This window comes from Craterilacuibacter sp., assembly GCF_051659485.1.
Classification (GTDB): domain Bacteria; phylum Pseudomonadota; class Gammaproteobacteria; order Burkholderiales; family Chromobacteriaceae; genus Craterilacuibacter.
This window is the reverse complement of sequence record NZ_JBOFOO010000108.1, coordinates 1-2,376: the sequence shown is the minus strand read 5'-3', so window position 1 is coordinate 2,376 and position 2,376 is coordinate 1. Positions and strand designations below refer to the sequence as shown.

Annotated in this window: 3 protein-coding genes; all 3 read right to left on the bottom strand. The window is 53.0% G+C overall.

The features are described 5' to 3' along the window. Positions 1-198 precede the first annotated feature (198 nt). Entirely contained in the window at positions 199-390 is a 192-nt protein-coding gene (locus tag ACRC1E_RS03810; protein WP_438513781.1) for a CorA family divalent cation transporter, read from the bottom strand. 41 nt (positions 391-431) lie between these two features. Then, positions 432-1,925, bottom strand: a complete 1,494-nt coding sequence (locus ACRC1E_RS03805) for a Ppx/GppA phosphatase family protein (protein ID WP_438513782.1) — start codon at positions 1,923-1,925, stop codon at positions 432-434. A 78-nt stretch (positions 1,926-2,003) separates the two neighbouring features. Next, on the bottom strand, positions 2,004-2,376 hold a 373-nt coding region (locus ACRC1E_RS03800; RefSeq protein ID WP_438513780.1), incomplete at its 5' end, for a PhoU domain-containing protein.

Sequence of the window (2,376 nt, the reverse complement as noted above, 5' to 3'; positions counted from 1 at the left end):
ATCCGCTTGTTTCGTTTGCGGCGTCAGCTGAGGAGGCGAAATATACGCACTACCGACAGAGGCGTCAACACCTTAAACCTCAGGTAAAACATCCCAACACGCCCTAAAAACAGCAAGCCACTGATTTTCAATAAAAAATGCAACATGTTTCATTAGTAAAAAATCAAACAGAATGACCCGATAACTCAAACCTTGATCTCAAATCCAGCGTCGCCGCCAGAAAACGATAGCATCATCAAGGGCTATCATAGCCATACAAGCCAAAACCATGAAGTAACCCCAGCGCCAGTGCAACTCTGGCATGTAGTCAAAGTTCATGCCAGAGATGCCGGCAATCAGCGTGAGTTGCATAATAAATACTTGACCACTACAAAGAACCCGGCGCTTCACCCAAAGTCGGCAATTTTTCCTTAAGTGCAGTGTCGCGCATACTATAGACGCACCAGATTCAACTGAAAGCCTATCTTGCGCCACTGCTCGACATCCTGCTCAAAAGCACTGATCGTGAGTGGACAGGCATCCAGCCATGCTCCATCAAGACTCAAGCAGAAGCCGCGCGCCAAGGGTTTTAAATCCATATTTTCCGGAGTGAGCAGTGCAGTACGGCTACGGCAAAACAACACTGCCAGACGCAAAGCCAGAATGGCGTAACAACGATCTACACTAAGCAGTAGCACCTTCATCTTACCCATATCGCCGCGCTGCCCCAGCACCAGCGTAGCCAGATTGTTTTGTTCCTGACGTGAAAAACCCGGCATATCCGCGTTCTGCAAGATATAGGCCGTATGCTTGTGATAGGCGATATGAGCAATACTCACGCCAATCTCGTGAAGACGTGCAGCCCACAATAACTGCCTGAGCGTATCCACATTGCGATCCTCACCAGAGAGCTGACGATAAAACCGCTCGGCAAGCACCCGCACCCGTGCCGCCTGCGGCTCATCGACATGATAACGCTGGGCAAAGGCGGTGACGGTCAACTCGCGCTGGTCATGATCGCGCTGCCGCCCCATCAGGTCATATAGCACCCCGTCGCGCAAAGCCCCCTCCCCCACACTCATGACATCAATATCCAGCTCTTCAAAAATGGCCAGCATGATCGCCAAGCCTCCTGGCATTACCTGAGCACGATCGGGTTTGAGTCCGCTCATAAGCAGCCGCTCAATATGCCCGGCTTCGACAAATGCATCCCTCAACCGAAGCAGACCCGCCCGGGTAATCTTGCCTGAAGACCCATCATTGAGCGCCAGCATATCGCGCAAAGAACGCGCAGAGCCCGAAGTGCCAACTGCTAGCTGCCACTGGTCTTTGGTGTAGATATGCGTAATACGCTGGATTTCATTGCGGGCAGCCAATGTGGCGATATGCATGGCATGGCGGGTGATTTTGCCGTCAGCAAAATAGCGCATGGTATAACTGACACAGCCCAGCGGCAGACTCTCGGTGAGATGGGCACTGAACTGACTGCCAACAATAAACTCGGTCGAGCCGCCACCAATATCGACCACCAAACGGGACTCATGGGTATTGGGCAGTGCATGGGCAGCACCAAGGTAGATCAAGCGCGCTTCCTCGCGACCCGCAATGATCTCAATGGGAAAACCTAGCAAGGTCTGCGCTTCACGCATGAATTCGGGTGCATTGCGCGCAATACGCAGGGCATTGGTACCGACGACGCGCACCTGCCCCGGCTCAAAACCGCGTAGGCGTTCGCCAAAACGCGCAAGACATGCCAGCGCCCGGCCGCAGGCGGCATCATCCAGTACTTTATCCGGCCCAAGGCCGCCGCCCAGACGGACGGTTTCTTTCATAGAATCCAGAGTGAATAGCTGGCGATCGGCAATACGGGAAATTTGCAGGCGGAAGCTGTTCGACCCCAGGTCGGCAGCAGCCAGTACGCCATATGGAAAGTCGGCACGTTGCAGGGTCAAAACATTTTCCCGGGAAAATGGAAATAAAAAAAGCGGTAACTAATGTTACCGCTTTTTTCTATTTTTTGCCGCCTAGCCGGCGCTCAACCCGATCTCGCGCTTAATCTCTTCGATAGAGGTATGGCGGATATCCTTACCCTTGACCAGATAAACCACATATTCGGAAATATTTTTCGAGTGATCACCAATACGCTCTATTGCCTTGGCAATAAACAGCGTATCTATCGACATGCTGATCGTACGCGGGTCTTCCATCATAAAGGTCATCAGCTGGCGCAGCTCGGCGCTAAAGTCTTCATCCAGCCCGCGGTCTTCCTCAGCCAGCTCAAGTGCTGCCGTCGCATCCAGCCGGGCAAAGGCATCCAGTGCACGACGCAGCATTTTGACGGCGACTTCTGCCATCTTGCTGACCTCGCGGAAACGCGGCAGCTGATAGCGTTCTGAA